The organism is Thermoanaerobacterium thermosulfurigenes (assembly GCF_051201035.1).
Classification (GTDB): domain Bacteria; phylum Bacillota; class Thermoanaerobacteria; order Thermoanaerobacterales; family Thermoanaerobacteraceae; genus Thermoanaerobacterium; species Thermoanaerobacterium thermosulfurigenes.
The window spans coordinates 1-7,422 of record NZ_JBPODR010000051.1; the positions used below are offsets into that span (position 1 = coordinate 1).

Here is a 7,422-nt window from a genome sequence, read left to right on the forward strand (position 1 = left end):
TAAACATTATAGCGGATGATTCATGTAAGTGGAAGGTATCTTTTGGATGCCTTCCTTTTTCTATTTTTTACCGCCTACTAAAATTATACACTAAGATTGATTCCGCTTAAAAAGGGCTATAGACTTTTATCTATAACCCTTACTTTATTACTGCATTCCTGTTTGTGTTGTATTCTGCTGATTTGCTTGTTGGTTTAAGAAATTTGCCTGTGCTTGCTGAGCTTGTTGAGCTTGCAATTGAGGTGTCAACTGCTGCAGTTGCTGATTTGATGAATCTAATATTTTGCTCATCTGTGCAAATACTTGGTTTGCCTGTATGCTTTGTTGAGCCTGTTGAAGTGCAGCCATAGCCTGTTGTAATGCTTGCTGAACCTGCATATCTGTCTGCTGCTGTTGTTGTTGCGCTTGAGCTTTTACTTGATTTAATAATTGCTGGAATTGCTGCGGTGTGACATTTATGCCCATGCTCTGCAATTGTTGCTGAAATTGCTGCGCTTGCTGCTGTGCCTGTTGTTGAGCTTGTTGTTGCGCTTGATTGTTTTGTTTGCCAAACCTTGCACTTAATTCTTCAGACACTTCGCTATTTACTTTTTCGCCTAGGTAATCCTCAAATTCTCTCCTATTCAATGTAAACCCTCCTTTAAAAAATTTCCCCGTTATTTAATATTCCCTTTATGATTAGAATTAGTAAATGAAAATTTTACTATTGAAAATTTTCCAAATTATTTACAATGTCTTCGTATATTTTTATCCTATTCATGCCTTCTCTGGCGATGTACAAATTATTTAATGCTGTATTTAGATTGTTTACAAGTTGCGGCGGCAAGTCATACACGTATTCTACCTTTTCAGGTGTATTTTCTTTGTTTAGCTCTATGTTTAAAAGCACATCCTTTTCGATTACAGCTTTCATAGAGCTAATATCTCTTTCAAGATCTTTTAACTTGTATAGTGTCTTTTTCATGTTATCCAGATTGTCTTTTAGAATTTTTACGTCATTACCTAATTCATCGATATTGGAGTAAATCATGTTTTCCATTTCTTTTAAGCTATCTAATCGATTGTCAGCCTTTATCAGATAACTTATTAGATACTTCCTATCGTTATTTTCTTCAAATTGACTTTCAATGTACTCCTTAATTTCTTTTTCGCTTTTTTCTAATTTTGCATCAATTTTTGTCACATCATTTGATAAAATCTCATTGAAGCTCATTAATTTTTCAAATATATGTTCTGTTTCTTTTATCAAATTTTCTATCTTTAATTCTGACTGCAGTATTTCCATTTAACATCACCTACATTTAGTATCTCCACTTTTAATGCAAAAAATAAAGTGCACCGCCAAATATTAATTAGCAGTGCACTTTTCATCATCACTTTTTTATGCTATTGTTTAAATCATTAAGCACGCTTCCAAGCTCATCGAGATTTTTACCGAAATCTGTCCAATCGCCATTTTTTGAAGCATTCATTGCATTATTATATATGTCATTTGCCTTCTTTATAAGCTCTTGCTGGGTTTCATTCGTCTGCACTTGTGGAACCTGTGGCTGTACCGGAGCTTGCAAATTAAATATCTTGTTTAATGCATTTGCAAGCGTATCCTCCATTACGATTTTATCTTTGTACGCCAGTATAACCCTCTTTACTTCAGGTATTGCATTTTCATTCGATGACTGTATATAGATAGGCTCAACGTATAGCATAGAATCATCAATCGGCAGCGTCAGCAAATTGCCTCTTATGATGCTTGAACCTTTTTGATCCCACAAGCTCATCTCTTTTGAAATATTCGGGTCTTGATCGATCATATTCTCAATCTGCATAGGTCCATACACGACAGTGCTTTTTGGAAACTTATAGACTACCAGTTTCCCATAGTTATCACCGTCCATCCTTGCTGCCATCCAAGCCACCATGTTGTCTTTTGTGGCTGGCGTATACGGAATCATCAAAACATACTCAGCAGTTTTTTCTCCTGGAAGCCTCATTATGACATACTGTGACTCTTCCGGTTCTATCTTACCTGTAAATTTCTCCTTTGCTATGTCCCAAGAATCTTCTTTGTTGTAAAAGACTTGCGGATCTGACATGTGATAATTTTTATAAACGCTTGCTTGTATATCAAACATATACTGAGGATACCTTATATGAGCTTTTAAGCCTTTAGGCATCTCGCCTATGTTTTTGAATAGCCCGGGAAATATCTTGCTGTACACCTTTATTATAGGATCATTTTTATCAGATATATAATACTTTACATCACCTGTATAAGCATCAACAACGACTTTAACAGAATTTCTTATGTAATTTATTCCTGTATCCCCATAAGGTTCTGAATAGGGATAATTTCCCGAATAAGTATATGCATCAATCATCCAATATAATTTGCCATTATCTACTACTATATATGGATCATCATCGTATATCAAAAACGGAGCTATCCTTTGAACTCTATCCTTTATGTTTCTAAAAAGAAGCATCCTGCTATTAGGCGTAATGTCAGTAGATAAAAGTATTTTTATATTGCCAGTATAAATTGTGTACAAAAGCTTGTTTAAAAACGTCATTGGTATGCCTGATTTGCCAGAGTAAAAATTTTCTTTGTTTGTGTCGCCTGAAGGGTAATCAAATTCACCTGTCTTTGTATTTACTATTGCGTACGTGTTTGTAAGCTCTCCAAAGTATATCTCTGGCCTCGTTATCTTTATATTTGTGCTACTCACTGGCGGAATATTTTTTATCACCATGTCTGGCTGCCCTGTAGCCGTTACATCATTTACGGTTGACATTACGACGCCATACCCATGTGTGTATTTAAGGTGCATGTTGATCCAATTTTTCGCTTGGCTTGCCAGATTGTCAAGATTCATCTCCCTTGCAGATATAAAAACTTGCCTGTAGTTTCCATTTATCATATACCTGTCAATATCTATATCATTGAACTTATAGTAAAGCCTTATGCTTTGAAGCTGGTTGTATATCTGACTTACAGGCCTATAATCGTTTATCCTGATATTGTTTATTGTGTCTTGGTTTTCATCTAATACCTTTTTGTCTATATTGCCGCTTAAATCATAATTTTTCTCTTCAACATTATTTAAGTCAAATGCTTTCTGAGTAAAGTCAATATTGTACTTCAAATAAGTTTTTTCCTTGTCAAGCTCGTTTGGTGCCACGACGAAATTTTGAACAACCATTTGCGATACAGTCGATAAAATCATGATGGCAACGATTATTAAAGGCGATGCTATTATGTATTTAAGCTTTTGCCTAAATGCACCAATCATAAACAAAATGCCGGAAACTATTGATGACAGCATTAAAATCCTGTAAAATAAAAACCTCACATGAACATCTGTATAACCTGCGCCAAAGACGACACCGCTTTTAGAGTACAATATGCCATACGCCTTTAAGTAATAACCCAATGAAAGTACGGCAAAAAATACAAATCCCAAAACGGCAATTTGCCTAAAAGCTATCATCAGTATCTCTTTGTTGTAAATAGCTCTAAAAAAACCTCCTCTGTCTGATATCTCATAAAACCTGGTCTTATCGGATAGGTACATGAGTCCATATACGATTATAGTGGCAACTATGAGAATCGGTATTATGATAATAAGCAAATCATATACATCTAAAAGAAATGGCAATCTAAACATGTAAAGGCTTATGTCTTTATTAAAAATCGGATCTTTCACGCCGAAATTCGAAGAATTTATGTAAAACAAAAAGCCGTTCCACCAATTTGCAGCGATAAATAAGGAAATCAAAAAGCTTACAAATAACGATAAGCCTATCACTACACCTCTAAATCTCTTGCGTACACTTTTGATTTCAATGTCCTGAGCAAACTTTGCATAGTCTTTAACCATTCTATTCAGGTAGAAATAAGAAAGGATAAAGATTACTATAAACGATGGCACACCTATAGTAAGCTGTGTTAAAAACTTTTTAAAAAATACCCCTAAATAATTTAAACTGTTAAACCACTGTATGTCCACAATAAGGTTTGCAAGGCTTGCAAATAAAGCTGCAATTAAAAATATTGATATCAATAAAATGATTATAGCCAAATTCCCTCTTTTCAAACAAATCACCATCCTAAAATGTACTTCTTGACACTATTATAATATATCCATTTTATAAAATGCAAAGCGATTTTTATTGATTAATTTAGGCATATAATGTATATTAGAAATAAATAGAAAACGATAATTAACGAGGATGTGATATATGGATGAAAAGGGCTTTAAAAATCTCCCTCATTGTCATTTTAGGAATCGCTTTATCTATTGGTACAGGCGCATTTATGTTTTATAGAAATTTAAACGTTGTAAACACTGAAGAAAATCCTGTCACAACCAACAATCAAGTTAAAACATCTAAGCAAAATAGCAGTAGTCAGAACAAAAAAAATATACTGTTTGTCGGTGATGCCGATGGTCTCTCTGACACTATATTCGTGGCAAGCTTTGATGCAAATAAAAAAGAAATCGATATGTTATCGATTCCACGCGATACATATTATCCAAGGTCAGGCTACAATGCACCAACTGAAAAAAAAATCAATGCAGCATATTCTGAGCAGAAAATAGATGGTTTAAAAGATGCAGTAGAAAATCTATTGGGAATAAAAATAGACAACTACGTGATTTTAACATACGATGGCTTTAAAGACATCATTGACACCATAGGGGGAGTTGAGGTAAACATACCGTTTGACATGAAATACGACGACAACGTAGCAAATCCTCCACTTCACATAAACCTAAAGAAGGGACTTCAAGTATTAAATGGTGAAGAAGCTTTACAATTTGTTCGTTATAGACATGGCTATGTAGATGGCGATATAGGAAGAATAAATGCCCAGCAAGAATTTTTGAAGTCATTCATAAAGAAAGTCACATCACCTACCATAATAACGAAAATTCCATCTCTGGCCATAACACTAAGCAAAAACTTAAAAACAGATTTGACGGCAAAAGATATCACAACATACGCATTGGACTTTGTCAAGAATAAGCCTCAAAACATAAATACTTCTATACTGCCAGGAGAAGGCGGATACATGGATGATTACAGCTATTATTTTGTAGATCAGCAAAAAGCCATGGAAGTGGCATCAGAAATGTTTGGAGACGGTCTAAGCAGTGATTCAGTAAGCACAGTCTCGCAAATAACGTATTCACCTATAAATAATACCATTTCTGTTGCAGTCTACAATGGGACAAAAGTGGAAGGACTGGCTGCAAAGTACGCTGATGAACTTAAAAATCTTGGCTTTAACGTAGTCAAAATCGCCAATGCTGATGCGAAAAATTACGATGAATCTTGCGTTTATACAAATACCAACATAGATAAGGCCAACAAAGTCGCCAGTGCTCTGTCTATAAAAAATGTATTAAAAGGTGAAAACTCAAACAGTGCAGATGTCACCGTCATAATAGGCAATGATAAAAAATGAAAAGGCGCAATTGCGCCTTTTTTTCAACAAAAAAAGTAGCCTATGTATGGCGGAGAAGGAGGGACTTGAACCCTCGCGCCGGGTTATCCCCGACCTACAGTCTTAGCAGGACCGCCCCTTCACCAACTTGGGTACTTCTCCATGTCAGCTACAATCCATTTTAATATTAAATTCATGGCGGAGAGGGTGGGATTCGAACCCACGGCTCCGTTAAGAGACACTGGTTTTCAAGACCAGCTCCTTAAACCCCTCGGACACCTCTCCACGCCGGGAACGATATAAAGTATATCATATGCCGGCTAAGTTGTCAATATTCATAAATCAATTATTTAATGCTATTTGATCCTTTTACTTCCTTATAACATCACATCTCATATACGGTCTTAAAGCCTCAGGCACAACTACAGAACCATCCTTTTGCTGATAGTTTTCAAGTATTGCTGCAAAAGTCCTGCCGACTGCCACACCCGAACCATTTAGAGTATGGACATACTGAGCCTTTCCTCCATCTTTTGGCCTGTATTTGATGTTTGCTCTCCTTGCTTGAAAGTCTTCGCAGTTGCTGCAAGATGATATCTCAACATACCTTCCATAGCTTGGCATCCAAACCTCAAGGTCGTACTTCTTTGCCGCAGTGAAGCCAAGGTCTCCAGTGCATATAGATACAACCCTATAAGGTATGCCTAAAGTCTTCAGCACATCTTCAGCATCGCTTACCATCTTTTCAAGTTCTTCGTATGATTTCTCAGGCTCTGTGATCTTTACCAGTTCTACTTTATTAAACTGGTGCTGCCTTATTAATCCTCTCGTATCTCTTCCTGCAGAACCAGCTTCCTGTCTGAAACAAGCGCTATACGCGCAATTGTAAATAGGAAGTTTTTCACCATCGATTATAGTCTCTCTGTACATATTTGTAACCGGAACTTCAGCAGTCGGTATCAAGAAATAATCTGTCCCGGACACCTTAAATGCATCTTCTTCAAATTTAGGAAGCTGTCCTGTGCCAAACATGCTTCTTCTATGAACCATAAAGGGCGGAAAAACTTCTGTGTATCCATGTTTTTCTGTGTGAAGATCCATCATGAAATTTATGAGGGCTCTTTCAAGCCTACAGCCTAATCCTTTGTAAAACGTAAATCTGGAACCTGTAACCCGTGATGCCGCCTCAAAGTCTAAAAGCCCCAGCTCAACTCCAATGTCCCAGTGTGGCTTTACTTCAAAGTCAAATTCTCTCACATCACCCCATCTGCGGATTTCCACATTATCAGCATCGCTGTCTCCAACTGGAACGCTTTCATGAGGAATATTTGGTATGGTCCATAGAAGCTCCTCTAATTTTTCATCGTACTGCTTTACTTCGCTTTCCATCGCCTTGATTTTGTCGGATATTTCTTTCATCTCTTTTATAAGTTCATCAGCATCTTTGCCCTCTTTTTTCAGTTTAGCTATGTTTTCAGATTCTTTATTTCTGGTGTTTTTTAAAGACTCCAGTTCTTTTAAGATTTCCCGTCTCTTTTCGTCAATCTCTAAAAATTCATCGATGTTTGAGTTTTCTTTTTTAAGTTCAATAGCCTTCTTTACCTCATCTGGATTATTCCTTATCCTTTTAATATCAAGCATCATTTACACCTCCTAATAAAAATATCCCGCCCTATGTAGGGACGGGATTTCCGTGTTGCCACCCTGATTCGGCTTAAAAAGCCCTCGTCACTGATTTAACGGTCGCCCGATGGTTATTAACCATAGCTCCAGGCTGGATAAATATGTACATATACTGGTTTACACCCGCCACCAGCTCTCTTAAATACAATACATACTATTGGCCCTTCAACGCTTCTTTTTACTTAAAACTAATTATGATTTGAGTGTCATAAGAAGCATTTTTTTAAGCTACTAATGATAACTTTGCCTGATTTTTACCTGATTTTGTAAGAATAAATCTGACTTTGATA

The 7,422-nt window shown here is 36.3% G+C and carries 5 protein-coding genes, 2 tRNA genes and 1 other annotated feature; of the genes, 1 reads left to right on the forward strand and 6 read right to left on the reverse strand.

What is annotated here, in order from left to right:
* Positions 1–147: 147 nt before the first annotated feature.
* The 3 genes from HNR52_RS11730 to HNR52_RS11740 form a co-directional block, all read right to left on the reverse strand.
* Positions 148–627: a hypothetical protein gene (locus HNR52_RS11730; protein WP_013786859.1), complete on the reverse strand. Its 480-nt coding sequence runs from the start codon at positions 625–627 to the stop codon at positions 148–150.
* A gap of 76 nt (positions 628–703) precedes the next feature.
* Positions 704–1,285, reverse strand: coding sequence for a hypothetical protein (locus HNR52_RS11735; protein ID WP_435620670.1), 582 nt, complete (start codon positions 1,283–1,285; stop codon positions 704–706).
* Positions 1,286–1,373: 88 nt separating this feature from the next.
* Positions 1,374–4,094 carry a UPF0182 family membrane protein gene (locus HNR52_RS11740; RefSeq protein WP_435620671.1) on the reverse strand — a complete coding sequence of 907 codons (2,721 nt, stop codon included), beginning with the start codon at positions 4,092–4,094 and terminating at the stop codon, positions 1,374–1,376.
* Positions 4,095–4,243: 149 nt separating this feature from the next.
* Between HNR52_RS11740 and HNR52_RS11745 the strand changes: the two genes are divergently transcribed.
* Positions 4,244–5,470, forward strand: a complete 1,227-nt coding sequence (locus HNR52_RS11745) for an LCP family protein (RefSeq protein WP_435620672.1) — start codon at positions 4,244–4,246, stop codon at positions 5,468–5,470.
* Between the two features lie 47 nt (positions 5,471–5,517).
* On the opposite strand, the gene HNR52_RS11750 is transcribed toward HNR52_RS11745, so the two are convergent.
* The 3 genes from HNR52_RS11750 to serS form a co-directional block, all read right to left on the reverse strand.
* Positions 5,518–5,611: transfer RNA gene (locus HNR52_RS11750), tRNA-Ser, on the reverse strand.
* Positions 5,612–5,645: 34 nt separating this feature from the next.
* Positions 5,646–5,734 (reverse strand) — tRNA-Ser (locus HNR52_RS11755).
* Between the two features lie 84 nt (positions 5,735–5,818).
* Entirely contained in the window at positions 5,819–7,090 is a 1,272-nt protein-coding gene (serS, locus tag HNR52_RS11760; RefSeq protein ID WP_435620673.1) for a serine--tRNA ligase, read from the reverse strand.
* A 34-nt stretch (positions 7,091–7,124) separates the two neighbouring features.
* Positions 7,125–7,310: a binding site (T-box leader), on the reverse strand.
* Positions 7,311–7,422 lie beyond the last annotated feature (112 nt).